Source organism: Vibrio algarum, from assembly GCF_028204155.1.
GTDB classification, from domain to species: domain Bacteria; phylum Pseudomonadota; class Gammaproteobacteria; order Enterobacterales; family Vibrionaceae; genus Vibrio; species Vibrio algarum.
Genome location: NZ_JAQLOI010000001.1, coordinates 1,500,350 through 1,513,039 on the forward strand (window position 1 = coordinate 1,500,350; position 12,690 = coordinate 1,513,039).

Below are 12,690 nucleotides of genomic sequence, written 5' to 3' on the forward strand. Positions count from 1 at the left end.
CGTTAAATCAGAACACCCACTTATTGAGGTAGATTAGGCGAGTTGTTTATTGACCATAATACCCAGAATTTCTACATCAGTTTGTTTCATCGAGCCATTCACAAGAGTAGATAGGTTACGTATTGTGTCATCAACATCGTTGGCGACAATACCCTCATAACCAGATACACGCACGCCATCAATGGCCATTAGTGCGGCTTTAACCGCTGCACCAGCGGAAGAGGAAACCTTCATGGCACAACCCGGTTTTGCCCCATCACAAATCATTCCAGATATATCACCGATCATGTTTGATATCGCATAGCAAATTTGTTTGAAATCACCGCCCAATAACCATGTCATTCCAGAAACAGAACCCATCCCTGCAGTGGTTGTTGAGCATAGTGCAGAAAGCTTATCTTGACGGCTTTTAATATAGATGGCCATGAGGCTTGCCAGCATTAATGCCCTTATTGTTTTTTCTCTACTCGCGTTAACAAACTGAGCAGTTACCAATACAGGCATTGTTACGGCTATCCCTTGGTTACCTGAACCCGAGTTACTCATCGCGGCTAACATAGCGCCATCCATTCTTGCGTCTGCTGCAGCGGAGGTGCGAGTGAGTACTTCGGTTAATAATCCACCAGACAATAAGCCTCTATCGACATTACGCTGAAAGGTTGCGCCTATCTGTAGCCCATAATCGTTAGTGAGACCTTCAACAGAAAGCTTATCATTGAGTTGTCCTGCGGCTTCGATGAACTCTATATCTTTTAGTGGCGCGTTAAGAGCAAATTCGACGATGTCTTCAGCATTGGCATCTTGGAAGGGGTTATTACTCGCGCTTTGTTTTGAGGGGTTTTGGTCAATATCTAAAGCAGGAACATAGATAGCAATACCGTTTTCTTCGATAGAAACCACGTTAGTGTGTCCGTCTGCAATGGTAACGGTGACGGATTTTTCGCCATCGAATACAGTGACTTTTGAATAAAGAATATTCGTTACATCGGCAACACCCACGTGTACACAATTCCTTTCTATGAGAAGCTTGGCTTTGTCGACATCATCTGAAGTGATATTTTTAAGGACTTCAAGTCCCGCATTTGGGTCGCCTGCAATAGCGCCAACAGCGGCAGCAATAGGTAAGCCAACCATACCTGTTCCCGGTACACCAACACCCATGCCATTTTTCATGAGGTTAGGAGAAACAAACGCTGAGATTTGTTGAGGTTGACCTGATAGTTTCTCCATTGCGATAGAGGCAGCAAGCGCAATGGCAACAGGTTCAGTACAACCTAAAGCAGGGACCACTTCTTTTTGAATGGTTTCTATAAATTGATTCCAAAGGTGCTTTTTCATTTTCTGCTCTCACTCATTCTGCTTTTGCTTTTATAGAGTAAGAATAGGCTTTTTCTTGGGGAATTATTTTGCTTTGTTGCTTTTAATTGCAGGCGTTAAGAGAATATTTTTCCCCGTATATCGGTTTTTGTAGAATGATAGGCGGAGGTTTTGGCTGTCTTTAGGGGAAAGCATTCGCTTCTCTATAAGCGAATGCTAGTACTCAATAAATAACGAGTCATTTAGCTAAGGTTATTTTGTAAATCTCATCACGCCTTCTTGTACAGCGGATGCGACTAAGTGACCTTGCTGGTTGTATATTTCGCCACGAACAAGCCCACGAGCGTTGCTAGCAGTTGGACTTTCAATAGAGTAAAGCAACCACTCATCCATCTTAAATGGTCGGTGAAACCACATTGAATGATCAATGGTCGCCACTTGAAAGTTAGGCGTCATTAATGTGGTTTTATGCGGGTGCATGGCGGTTACAAGAAATCCCCAGTCTGAAGCGTAGGCTAGAAGGTACTGATGAATAAGTTGGTCATCGGGCACGCTGCCGTTGGTTTTTATCCATAAATACTGTTTAGGCTCGGCTTTAACCGGTTTTAGTGGATTGATCACTGTCACTGGACGCACTTCTATGGGTTTTTCACCACAGAATATCTGTTTGATTTTTTCGGGTAGAAAATCAGCAATCTGATTCGCTAACTCAGACTCTGAAGCAAAATTTTCTGGGCCGGGAATATCGGGCATGTTGTTTTGATGCTCAAACCCTTCAGCTTCACCATGATAAGAAGCAGTTAAATAGAAAATAGGGCGGCCATTTTGAATGGCTTTTACACGCCTTGTGCTTAAGCTTTTGCCATCCCGTAAGTTTTCAACATCATAGATTATGGGCTTTTCAGGATTACCTGGTAATAGAAAATAGCTATGAAATGAGTGCACTTTACGATCATTGGGTACAGTATATCTAGCAGCGGACAGAGCTTGACCAATTACCTGCCCTCCATAGACTTGTGGTAGTCCTAGGTTTTCACTTTGACCTCTAAAGAGTTCTTGTTCTAATTGTTCTAACTTTAAAAGCTCTAATAGCTCGTTAAGAGGTTTGCTCATATCATCTCCGTCAATGTTTTGTTAATACTTTGCGATTAACAGGAATTTATTTTAAGTTATTCTTATACTTACTAGCAACTAAGTAACTATAGAGAGGCTTTATGAAAAAGGCACTGATTTTTGCACTATCGTCAGTAATAGGTTTTGGGCTTGTAGGTTGTGGGACAACCGAAAAAGTACCAGATCAAAAAGAAGTGATGATGGATTCTATTAAAGGGAACATTAGCTATCGAGAGAGAGTCGCACTCCCTCCCAATGCGGTTGTAACAGTCACATTAGAAGACGTTTCTTTAATGGACGTAGCCGCTAAAAAAATGGCAGAGCAAACATTTACGACCGATGGTACACAGGTACCGTTTGATTTTGAATTAAGCTATGACGCGAACCAGATCGAAGCAAAACACAGATACAGTGTTAGGGCGACGATACGCGTAAATGGTAGTTTACGATTCACTACGGATACGGCGAATCAAGTGATTACTGATGCGGCTAAAACCAAACAGGTGAACCTCAATTTAATTGCGGTACGTTGAGTGCGATAAATATAAACGGTAGATGTGGTAGCTTAGAGCTGCCACTTGTATTTTTTAAGGCTTATTCTTCCCGTTTCGTTCACCTCAACACCCTCTTTTTCGAGATGTTTTTTTTGCCTCGCAAAACTGTCACCTTTTAGTGATATCTTTCCTGCACTGTTGATTACCCTATACCACGGAAGCTTTGAACCTTCGGGTAAGTTTGATAGCGCCTTTCCAACATGCCGTGCGTAACCAGGGTAACCAGCCATTTTTGCAATTTCACCATAGGTTGAAACCTTCCCCAATGGGATTTGGTGAATAACAACAAAGATTTGTGCTAAAAATTGATCCATACTGATACAGTTTTATCTTATACGGTGAAAAGGTGCCCTATGTTTGAAGTTATTCTATTTGATTTAGGAAGAGTTGTCGTTGAATTAGGTGACTCACCAATACCTAAATGCTGGGTTAACACTGAAAATTCTATGTCGATAGAGGCATGCTTTAGTTCTGAAACCGGTCAAAACTTTGAGAAAGGAGATATTTCTGCTTTGGAATTTGCGACACAGTTTAAAGATCAACTAGGCTTAAAACAGAGCACAGCAGAGATTATTGATGCTTTTACAGCGTGGCCTACAGGTGTTTTTCCTAATTTGCCTGAAGTGCTTAATACGTTGCGGAGTCAATATCATTTGGCCGTGTTGAGTAATACCAACGAGTTGCACTTTCCTAGGTTAATTGAAGAATTTGGCATTGCAGAATATTTTGATACGATTTTTGTCTCCCATCATATGCATAAAGCAAAACCAGAGCTGGCAGCTTTTGAGCATGTGCTTGAGGTTCTAAAAGTCATGCCAGAAAAGGTACTTTTTTTAGATGATAACCAACAGAACATCGAAGCAGCATTGTCTTTGGGAATAAACAGCGTACAAGTTTGTGGTGAAGAGCAGGTGATTCAAACGCTTAAAGACAAAGGTGTATTGTAACTTAGTAACGCAAGTGTGTAAGAGTGCAATAAATGACCACTTAATCAACAAAGGCGAGAATTCAGATACAGATAACTTGCAATGCATTTATAGATAGCCGATAATCCTCCGCACTCGCTAGTCACTGTACTATCGAAACAAAATCTATGGAGGCTCTGGTCCTCCCGCAACAATACCTTGTTTAATTGGTCAGGTCCGGAAGGAAGCAGCCAGGGCGAGCGACTTGTGTGCCGGGATGTGGCTGGGGCTTCCACCCTTTAAAAACGCCGCTTTTATTAGCGGCGTTTTGCTATCTAATCCAACGTTCTTTCCAGGTATTTGGTACTTTCGCTATCAAATTCCCGCTCGATTTCGTTCTTTTTTCCCAAATGGGCGTGAAATAAAGAAATCGCTATCCACTCGTTCACTCAATACTACTAGATTAGAAGCGCCTAAATTTCTGGAAGTACATTGGAAGAGATTATCCGCTGTGGAGGTTCAAGACAACCACAACCTTTTCTATATCCCCCAAAGTAGTTCGATCCGCTTACGGTATGTCCATGCCATGATTTATTGAAGGAAATTTAGATAAATATCGCCTATTTTTGGGTAAATAAATCCACTAACTGGCCGATATAGTGAACAGAAGGTTTACTATGTCTCAAATTTTAAGCGCTAACCTTGTTAGTTAGTTGAATTGGGTAAAAGTTAATTATATTAAAAGCTAGTTGTGTGAGTGGTGTCTATGAACGAATTTAAAGTGAAAATCTCAGGAACGATTGGTGCAATCATTGCGATTATAGTTGTCATGCTGATAACTATAAACTTTTTCTCTTTTAGAGGGGAAAGCGTTGCGCTAAACAAACAAGTATTAATAGAGAAGAACGCATCTATTGAAGCCAATTTATCGCAAAAAGTAAATGGGTATAAAAGTGTACTTTCAGGTGTTAAAGCCAGCAAAGGCGATATAACTGCCAACGGACTTTCTGACAAAGCAATTACTCAACTAGAGATGCTTTATAGGACACAATCTCAGTTTATAGAAGGTTCTTACATCATTGATGTTGACGGCGGTATTTATAATGTAAAAGGAGAAAAGCTCGACTTTAATGTTAGAGATTTAGGCCGCTCCTATTATAAGGCTATTTTTAGCGAAGGTAAGACATTCTTCTTTTCTGCACCTTTTGTCTCTGCCGTTACAAATAAAGAAATTGTTGTAATGGCATACAAAATAAATAGCGACGTCGCGGTTATTACCTCGGTGTATCTGGATTCATTACTAGAGTCGGTAGCAGACCGTAAAGATATCTTTTTGTATTCTGAGGATGGAACAATTTTAGTTGCGCCATATGCAGAACTGCGGGGCAAAAATATTTACCAAGAGCGTCCGCTATATAAAGACTTCAGTGTTAGTAACCCAGAATTGCACTACAGCGCCGAAGTGAGTGGTGATGATGTAGCGTTCACGGCATTTTGGACGAACCTAAATATTACTGGTTGGAAATTTGTTAGTTTCATCAAAGACTCTGAAATCGAGAAGGGAGCTGATGGTCAGCTTGTTACCTCTGCAATTGTAGGTGTGGGTAGTTTGTTGATTTCAATGATAATATTATTAATTACTGTCGATAGGCTGGTATTAAAACCTGTTGGTGGTGCGCCAAATGAGATTGCTGGCTTGATGGAGAAAATGGCTGGAGGTGACTTTACTCAGCGCATTAACCAGACAGGAAAAGAAACGGGGATTTACCTATCACTGATTAAACTGTCTACTCAACTTTCAGGGCTGATAAAAAATACTCATGGTATCTCGGAGAATGTATCGTCGGCTTCAGAAGAGCTTAATGTAATAATGAACGATACGAAGTCAAACGCGCAGGAAGAGCTTTCTCAGATGGAGCAGGTTTCGACTGCCATCAATGAGCTTTCATCGACATCTCAAGAGGTTAGCCAACAAGCGGTAGCGGCAGAAGAAGAAGCTAAAAAAGCAAGAGATAATGTTGAAACTGGCAAGCAAACTTTAGAGAAAAACATCACCTTGACGGGTTCAATTGACTCTTCAGTCAATGAGACCGCTGGTATTGTCGATGAGTTGAGACAGTTTGCTATTGAAATTGGTTCGGTGACAGAGGTTATTAACTCTATTTCAGAACAAACTAACTTACTCGCTTTAAATGCAGCCATTGAAGCAGCACGCGCAGGTGAGCACGGGCGTGGATTTGCCGTGGTTGCGGATGAAGTTAGAAGCCTTGCATCTAAAACACAGGAATCAACAGTCAGTATTCAAGATATAATAGAAAAGCTGCAAAAACAGTCAGAGCGTGCGCAAAATAACATGGTGCAAAACGTTGATTTAATTGAGCAATCAGTTCAACTTGCTGACAACGTAAAAGCGTCATTTGAAGATATATCCACATCAGTAGAAACCATCTCCGAGATAAACACATTGGTGGCCACAGCCGCTCAGGAGCAGTTCAATGTGACGGAAGATATTTCGAGAAACACTACCTTGGCATTTGATCTGGTACAACAAAATGTTTCAGGGATTGATGAAACTCTCCAAGCATCGGCTGAGTTAGCTAAACTGGCAGAGACACAGAAGAGCGAACTGGACTTCTTTAAGGTATAAATAGGGGAAATTGATTTAGATGTAGCGATCGGAGAGAACTTTCAATCCTTTTGTTTAAGATTTGAGGGGCAGGTAAGTCGTGCGTTAATAAGTATTATGAAATCCTAATAATATTTATAATCCTGTACAAAAACCGCCCTCTAGAACAACATCGGTGAAATCATATTGAGATGCGAGAGGGTATGAAAAATTCGTTGGTTGATTGATGTTTTCTATCTTCTGGATTGTGTTATCAGAGAACGAAAAACCTGCAATCTGGCGACGGTCTTGTGTTGGTACATAGAATACGATGGTATTTTTCGTCTTAGTTACCATAGATAAACAGAGGTTTCTCTCGCCAATAGAGTGATTGCTATAGCCTGATAATTCAGAAAGCACTTCCAGCTTGCCAGCTTTAATGTTCGCCACTTTTAGTACCCCGCCTATATGAGGGGTCTGGATCCAGGCTAATTCTACCGTTCCATCACTATCTAAATCATAGCTTGCCACAATGTTAAGCCAACGGTTTGCTAGTCCAATCTCCTCAACCCATGCGAATTCAGCCAGCACATTATCTATTATTTTATAAATCATAATGCCTGCGCCTTTTGTCACGTGAGTTCTAACAGTAATAATTTCTAGTTCTCCATCGTTGTCGACATCAAATAAACGAGGCTTGATGTCCTCAAACACATACTTATCACTCACAGTATGTGTATAGGCGATTCTATCCCGAACAACCACTAGTTGTTCGGCCTCTATAGAATCGCCTAATATACCGTGTCTATATCTCGTAGTTGGCTGAGCGTATTGAGCATAAACGGTAGCATTGTTATTAATGGTAATCAGCTTCTCTGGAAGTTGAACGAAGTTGTCAGTTAAAAATTTTATTATTTCGCTTTCAACGACTAAAGGATGATCTGGCGAAGTAATAGACTTCTGAAGGGCAGTCGCTTGGGCGGTGTTAGAAACAAAAAACATGCACAGTAGCATTAGTCCGTAAAGGAGCCAATATCTGCAATGGTCACTCATATTGATATTTCGAAAGTAAGAGAATTGTTTTAGAAGTCGCATCCGTGCTTTCCTTCTGAAAAATCAACTAGGATTATAAACAGATAAACAGATAAACAGATAAACAGATAAACAACTATCTGGCACCCTACTTATTTAACCGCAATACAAAAACTTACATCTGCTATGTGTGTTTCCATATCGTAGCTATGATAAAGCTCAAAACAGACACAAGTTCGATCATCATCCCACTCGAACTGCTCTCCAGCTTCTTTGAGTAATTGTTGCCACATTAATGGATACTCAGATTTATCATTAATTACTTTCCGAATAAATGCATACCGTCCTCCATCAAAATACGCTTTACTGACTGCATCGGTAAATTCAGTGTCATCTGGAACTAACAAACATATATCGGTTCTGCAATCTTGCGGGGGTGTTACTTGAGGGTCATCTCTGTAGACAAAAATCCATTGGCTATCCGCTACTCCCTTTTCCTCGGACCATTGATACAACTGCTCACAAGGTATTTCATAATTTTCACCATAGGGGCCAGTTACTCGCTTGTAAGCGATTGCAGATGGTTCAAAATGTTGAGTTTCCATATTATCACTTCCTATATTTATCGGTGGTCGAGGTTAAAAGTATAGGTTAGTTTTTAGGCTTTATCGTTTACACATATTTTTAATGCAGTTGTACATTTAAGGTACGCTAGCTCGTTTGTTGTTTTATCATCTTTCGATACTGTGAAGGTGTAACGTGACAGTATTGCTTAAACAAGCTGTTAAAGCTTGATTTGGATTTGAACCCAGCCTGAAAAGCGATATCAATAATGGTAGATTTATTGTCCTGATGTTCAAGTTGAACTTTTACTTCTTCAATGCGAAATTCGTTCACATATTGGTAGAAGTTTTTAGAAAGACCAGTATTAAGAACCAAAGATAGAGATCGCCTCGGAATGTTTAATGCGTTAGACAACATATAAACTGAAAAATCAGGATCAGTATAAGGCTTCTCACTCTGCATATAAAATTGCATCTCTTCTATTATCTGCTTGATGAACTCATTACTGAGATTATTGTTGCTCGTTGGCTTATTGTTTTCATTAGTACTATTTGAAGCAATACTGATGTCTTCAGTAACGTTCTCCTTTTTGTCTGAATCAAGGCATTTTGTTTGAAATACTGGCTTCTGTTTTATGCCAAAAAAACAGAGTAGAACGATAAAAGTGAGAAAAGAGAGCATGTGTAGCGTTATTGGCTCAATGACTATGTCTGACTTTAGAAAGCTTTCAAATGCCACATTAAGTATGACAAGCATGGCTACTGTACTCGGTAGCGCGTATATCCATTTTAAAGTTATCTGATTATCTTTTTGAGAGAATATTCCAGTGATATTTTTCTGGTGCTTGTTCAATATGTAGATAGTCACTATCGAATACCCAAAAAAGAAAAGCACATTAATGAGTCCAAAGTGAACCAATAGTGGGTCTAAAAGTGACGGGATTCCTTGCCCTGCCACTGGGCCAACACTTGAATTCAATTTATCTGGTTGAGGAATCATCTGATCAGGGTGAGACATGGTTAAGAATAGGACATAGAACAATCCAAATGGAATGAAATGCAAAAGATCGGAGCGTTTAATCGTCGATTTTTCCCTGCTTATTAACAATCGAACATATAGATATAGAATGGGTCCATTCAGTAAATTTAGAGTTGGGTTGGTATAGTGGAACAGTGTTGGAGTCGCTAAATTTAGGTGGTTTAATGCTGAATGTAGAAGCGGTACATTCAGCAAGAAAAGCCAGAGACACAATAGCCAATCCGTTCGATGTTTATAGGGTTTTGTTAGGATGTTCGTCAAAATAAAAGTGGTAAGAGATATCCCTACTATACTTACTTCCCATGTAAAACCTTGTGCTAATGACAAAATACCGAGCTCCATTTCAATTTTCACGCTCCAAACCTTAAGTAAAAAGTCTAAATAGCGCCAATTGGACGATTTATATTATATTTATTCATAGATTATACGGCTATACCTATCCAAACAACCTAAGAGGTTCACGAAAATGAGCGCCAATAAACTTGAAGCTTGTGAAATCGGATTAAGTCCAAAATTTAATGCCAATCGAAAACTTGTACAACTTGCTTTACCTGTTGTTTTGGTGGCTCTATCTGGATGTAGCGATAGTATGTCGCAGAATAGCCCAGAAAGTTCTGAAAACACCGCAAGCTCTGAGACGCCAAAGGTGAGTTTTATCGTCGTTGATACTAAACAGGACTCATGCTTTGGTAACGATGGTATTGAAATTACATGCCCATCTTCAGGAGAAGAATTATACGGTCAAGATGCACAATATAATGGTGTCCAACCTTCGTTTACCGACAATGGTAATAAAACGGTGACTGATAATAATACTGGTATGGTTTGGCAAAAAACGCCTGATTACAAACATTACTCGTATGATGATGCTATTAGCTATTGTGAAGACTTAACGGTAGCAAATTATAATAACTGGCGACTTCCTACGATTAAAGAGCTTTATTCATTAGCTGATTTCAGAGGTGAGATTGTTAATCCGCGTGATGAAAGTGCAAATACGCCTTATATCGATACTGCTTACTTTGATTTTCAGTATGACCAAAGAATGGCTTATATTGGTCAATACTGGTCAATTACAAAATACACCTTAGGGCCTGTACATAACACCGAAAATGTAGAAGCTGCTTTTGGATTTAACTTTGCGGATGGCCATATCAAAGGATATGAAACAGGTTATTCATTTGGGACAAAAGATGAAAGCATACATGCACCGGGTAACTTTGTAAGGTGTGTACGTGGCGAAGAAAATGTATATGGTGTCAATGATTTCGTTGCAAATGGCGACGGTACAGTAACAGACAAAAGTACTAACCTTATGTGGCAAAGCGCAGACGATGGTGTGAGAAGGAATTGGCAAGACAGTTTAGCATATGCTGAAAATGCTGAAATAGCGGGTTATTCTGATTGGCGTATGCCAAACATTAAAGAGCTACAGAGCATCGTGAAATACGGTGGGGATGTCGGCTCATGGCCTGCGATCGAGACTCAATTCTTTACACTGTCTGGAGACAATACGATTGACAACCCTAGCTGGGTTTGGAGTAGCACGACCCAAGGTGACTTCAAGTATACTGCAACATATATTTCTTTTAGTAAGGCGTTCAGTAAGAAGACATCTTCTGCAACGGAGTACTTTGACTGGCATGGCGCAGGAGCCCAAAGAAGTGATCCTAAATCTGGGTCTCCATCCGACTATGACATGGCTTCAGAGAACGCTACCGATTTGGTCATGACGAAGAACTACACTTTATTAGTCCGCTCAGTTAAATAACGGGAAGCTTGGTATAAACTCTGCCTAATTCAAAATAGGCGGAGTTTATCTAAAAGGCCGAAGTTAACCCAAATGTTTGATCCAAAGCAAATTTCATAGACACCATTAGTGCGAACTGCGCCATTTGGACGATTTTAATTCCATTTAGTCTGACTATATCTAGGCTTAACTGACTTAGCCACAGATATGGTAGGGGACGTCATCCCAATTTATGGATTTGAGTTGTACGCAATGGGATGGTCAAACGCGTACTGCATCAATATACCAAGTGGTTATGTTAGTGATTAAGCAGACATGTAAAAAATAGCCTCAAAAAGGAATGGCACATGACAAAGCAAACTAAACTAACCACGTCCAATGGTTGCCCTGTAGCTGACAATCAAAATGTTCAAACCGCTGGTCCTCGTGGGCCAATGCTTTTACAGGACGCATGGTTTCTTGAAAAACTCGCCCACTTCGATAGAGAAGTTATCCCAGAAAGACGTATGCATGCCAAAGGTTCTGGTGCTTATGGTACTTTCACCGTTACGCACGATATATCTAAGTATACAAAAGCCAACATATTCTCTGAAATAGGCAAGAAAACCGACCTTTTTGTCCGATTTTCTACCGTTGCCGGTGAGCGTGGTGCTGCAGATGCTGAACGTGATATTCGTGGGTTTGCTATCAAATTTTACACCGAGGAAGGTAACTGGGATCTTGTCGGCAATAATACGCCCGTCTTCTTCCTTCGCGATCCTTTGAAATTTCCAGATCTTAATCACGCGGTTAAACGAGACCCTCGCACGAACATGCGTTGCGCAAATGCGAATTGGGATTTCTGGACATTGCTGCCTGAAGCGCTACACCAAATAACGATTTTGATGAGTGAACGTGGTATTCCCCGTACTTATCGCCATATGCATGGGTTTGGTAGCCACACGTTTAGCTTTATCAACGCTGATAACGAGCGATTTTGGGTTAAGTTCCATTTAGAAACGCAGCAAGGGATAGAGAACCTTACCGATCAAGAAGCAGAAGAACTGGTTGGTAAGAATCGTGAAAGCCACCAGCAAGATCTGTACGAAACCATTGAAAATGGTGATTTTCCTCGCTGGGATTTAAAAGTTCAAATCATGCCTGAAAAAGACGCGGCGGATTATCGGTTCCATCCGTTTGATCTAAGTAAAGTTTGGCCACACGAAGATTACCCACTGATTGATGTTGGTGTTATGGAGCTGAATCGCAATCCAGATAACTATTTTGCTGAGGTAGAGCAAGCGGCATTTAACCCGGCTAGTATAGTACCTGGAATTGGATTCTCTCCCGATAAGATGTTGCAAGGGCGCTTATTCTCATATGGGGATACACAACGTTATCGTTTGGGTGTGAATCATTCACACATCCCAGTAAACCAGGCTCGCTGTCCTGTTAATTCTTACCATCGAGATGGCGCTATGCGCGTAGACGGTAACTATGGAAGCACCAAAGCATATGAGCCAAATAGTCTAGGTCTATGGCAAGAACAACCAGAAACTAAAGAGCCTGCGTTGCAATTAAATGGCGATGCTTATAGCTGGGATTTCCGTGAAAATGACAGTGATTACTTTACTCAACCGAGAGATCTGTTCAATTTGATGACACCAGAGCAACAGAACGTTCTGTTTGAAAACACGGCACGAAGTGTTGGTGGGGCATCTATTGAAATCCAACATCGCCATATTTCTAACTGCTACAAGGCCGACCCTGCCTACGGTGAGGGGGTTGCGGCAGCTTTAGGCATCGATATGAAGGATATTCAGTAGCTAAAAT

The 12,690-nt window shown here is 40.6% G+C and carries 12 protein-coding genes and 1 other RNA gene; 7 read left to right on the forward strand and 6 right to left on the reverse strand.

Annotated features, from left to right (window positions below; all coding sequences use genetic code 11):
• Positions 1-33 precede the first annotated feature (33 nt).
• Together PGX00_RS07280 and tesB are read right to left on the reverse strand one after the other, a co-directional pair.
• Positions 34-1,338 (reverse strand): L-cysteine desulfidase family protein, encoded by a 1,305-nt coding sequence (locus PGX00_RS07280; protein WP_272134075.1) that lies wholly within the window; start codon positions 1,336-1,338, stop codon positions 34-36.
• A gap of 231 nt (positions 1,339-1,569) precedes the next feature.
• A complete protein-coding gene (tesB, locus tag PGX00_RS07285; RefSeq protein ID WP_272134077.1) occupies positions 1,570-2,430 on the reverse strand; it encodes an acyl-CoA thioesterase II in 861 nt (286 codons plus the stop codon).
• 101 nt (positions 2,431-2,531) lie between these two features.
• Here tesB and PGX00_RS07290 point away from each other — a divergent pair, with 101 nt between their 5' ends.
• Positions 2,532-2,963 carry a YbaY family lipoprotein gene (locus PGX00_RS07290; protein WP_272134079.1) on the forward strand — a complete coding sequence of 144 codons (432 nt, stop codon included), beginning with the start codon at positions 2,532-2,534 and terminating at the stop codon, positions 2,961-2,963.
• 32 nt (positions 2,964-2,995) lie between these two features.
• Here PGX00_RS07290 and PGX00_RS07295 read toward each other — a convergent pair whose 3' ends face one another.
• Positions 2,996-3,298 (reverse strand): DNA base-flipping protein, encoded by a 303-nt coding sequence (locus tag PGX00_RS07295; RefSeq protein WP_272134081.1) that lies wholly within the window; start codon positions 3,296-3,298, stop codon positions 2,996-2,998.
• Positions 3,299-3,337: 39 nt separating this feature from the next.
• On the opposite strand from PGX00_RS07295, the gene PGX00_RS07300 reads away from it, so the two are divergent.
• From PGX00_RS07300 to PGX00_RS07310, 4 genes are all read left to right on the forward strand, one after another.
• Positions 3,338-3,931, forward strand: a complete 594-nt coding sequence (locus PGX00_RS07300) for an HAD family hydrolase (RefSeq protein ID WP_272134083.1) — start codon at positions 3,338-3,340, stop codon at positions 3,929-3,931.
• A 153-nt stretch (positions 3,932-4,084) separates the two neighbouring features.
• Positions 4,085-4,181: signal recognition particle sRNA small type (ffs, locus tag PGX00_RS07305), an RNA gene on the forward strand.
• Positions 4,167-4,487 carry a DUF6538 domain-containing protein gene (locus PGX00_RS22765; protein ID WP_322107861.1) on the forward strand — a complete coding sequence of 107 codons (321 nt, stop codon included), beginning with the start codon at positions 4,167-4,169 and terminating at the stop codon, positions 4,485-4,487. The genes ffs and PGX00_RS22765 overlap by 15 nt, the downstream gene beginning before the upstream one ends.
• A gap of 168 nt (positions 4,488-4,655) precedes the next feature.
• On the forward strand, positions 4,656-6,536 hold the full coding sequence (locus tag PGX00_RS07310) for a methyl-accepting chemotaxis protein (RefSeq protein ID WP_272134086.1): 1,881 nt from the start codon (positions 4,656-4,658) through the stop codon (positions 6,534-6,536).
• A gap of 114 nt (positions 6,537-6,650) precedes the next feature.
• Here PGX00_RS07310 and PGX00_RS07315 read toward each other — a convergent pair whose 3' ends face one another.
• From PGX00_RS07315 to PGX00_RS07325, 3 genes are all read right to left on the reverse strand, one after another.
• Positions 6,651-7,589 carry an FG-GAP repeat domain-containing protein gene (locus PGX00_RS07315; protein ID WP_272134088.1) on the reverse strand — a complete coding sequence of 313 codons (939 nt, stop codon included), beginning with the start codon at positions 7,587-7,589 and terminating at the stop codon, positions 6,651-6,653.
• Positions 7,590-7,678: 89 nt separating this feature from the next.
• Complete coding sequence (locus PGX00_RS07320) at positions 7,679-8,131, reverse strand: AraC family transcriptional regulator (protein WP_272134090.1); 453 nt, start codon at positions 8,129-8,131, stop codon at positions 7,679-7,681.
• Between the two features lie 106 nt (positions 8,132-8,237).
• Entirely contained in the window at positions 8,238-9,482 is a 1,245-nt protein-coding gene (locus PGX00_RS07325) for a helix-turn-helix domain-containing protein (RefSeq protein ID WP_272134092.1), read from the reverse strand.
• Positions 9,483-9,594: 112 nt separating this feature from the next.
• Here PGX00_RS07325 and PGX00_RS07330 point away from each other — a divergent pair, with 112 nt between their 5' ends.
• Both PGX00_RS07330 and PGX00_RS07335 read left to right on the forward strand, forming a co-directional pair.
• Positions 9,595-10,899 carry an Lcl C-terminal domain-containing protein gene (locus tag PGX00_RS07330; protein ID WP_272134094.1) on the forward strand — a complete coding sequence of 435 codons (1,305 nt, stop codon included), beginning with the start codon at positions 9,595-9,597 and terminating at the stop codon, positions 10,897-10,899.
• A gap of 326 nt (positions 10,900-11,225) precedes the next feature.
• Positions 11,226-12,683, forward strand: coding sequence for a catalase (locus tag PGX00_RS07335; RefSeq protein ID WP_272134096.1), 1,458 nt, complete (start codon positions 11,226-11,228; stop codon positions 12,681-12,683).
• The last annotated feature ends 7 nt before the right edge of the window (positions 12,684-12,690 follow it).